The 897-nt window shown below is 63.8% G+C and carries 2 protein-coding genes; one reads left to right on the top strand and one right to left on the bottom strand.

The window, feature by feature from the left end:
- Positions 1-393: hypothetical protein (locus CKO28_RS27750; protein ID WP_207168971.1), on the top strand; the 393-nt coding region annotated here is incomplete at its 5' end.
- A 59-nt stretch (positions 394-452) separates the two neighbouring features.
- Here CKO28_RS27750 and CKO28_RS27745 read toward each other — a convergent pair.
- Entirely contained in the window at positions 453-830 is a 378-nt protein-coding gene (locus tag CKO28_RS27745; RefSeq protein WP_274611112.1) for an oxidoreductase dimerization domain-containing protein, read from the bottom strand.
- Between the last annotated feature and the right edge of the window lie 67 nt (positions 831-897).

The raw sequence follows: 897 nt of genomic DNA, 5'->3' as shown, positions 1-897 counted from the left end.
CGCCGCTACTGGCTGAACGCCAACAAATTCCCGGGATGGCACGCGATCGCGCTCAGATGCCAACGCTGTCGCCGGTTGGCGGGCCAAGCTTATCCGCCCGAAGGAAGACAGGCGATGCGTTATGCCTTGATAGGCCTGATCGTCATGCTTGCCGGGTGTGCCGCACCTTCGATCGAGCGTGTGCGCGGCGGCGACGCACTCTATACGGTGACGAACCCGGCGCGCTGCGCTGGGCTATGTAGCCCAAGTGACCCGGAAGCGTTCGAGGCAATGCACGAGAAATGCTCCTGGCCATCAGTTCCCGCGATCCATGTTCGAGGCCAAGAACGGAACGGCATCCTCGGCGTTCCTCATGCTGAATGGCGCTTTACGTGCCTGACTGTCGGCTCGTAGGCCAAATCAGAGCGTGTATCTTGACCGGCTACCCGACCCGCCATGCGGTGGTACAGGGATCAACTGCCGGGCCCGCAATCGATCGACCGCGGTGGCGGCGCCGGGCGGAGCCGCAGTTTGGCGCACAGATCGCGCAACGCGGTCCGCACACCTTCCTCGATGACCGGGTGGTAGAACGGCATGTCGAGCATCGTGGGCACGTCCAGCCGGCTCTGGGCGGCCCAACTCAGCAGATGCGCCAGATGCTCGCCGCGCGGCGCGATCATCTCCGCGCCCAGGAAAAGGCCCGTTCCCTGTTCCCCGTAAACACGAAGAACGCCCTCATTAACGCGCATGACGCGCGCGCGGCCCTGGTCGGCGAAGTCCACTGAAGTGGACCCGATGGGGTGGACGCCCCCTCCGGCGGCATCGGTGTGCCAGAATGGGTATATCGACAAACGCCATTCGAGGAGGAGGCATCCATGTCGGAGGTTAGCATGATCGGGCTGGATCTGGCGAAGAACA

It is taken from the genome of Rhodovibrio sodomensis, assembly GCF_016583645.1.
GTDB classification, from domain to species: Bacteria; Pseudomonadota; Alphaproteobacteria; order Kiloniellales; family Rhodovibrionaceae; genus Rhodovibrio; species Rhodovibrio sodomensis.
The sequence above is the reverse complement of the archived record's forward strand: the minus strand, read 5'-3'. Positions and strand labels throughout refer to the sequence as shown.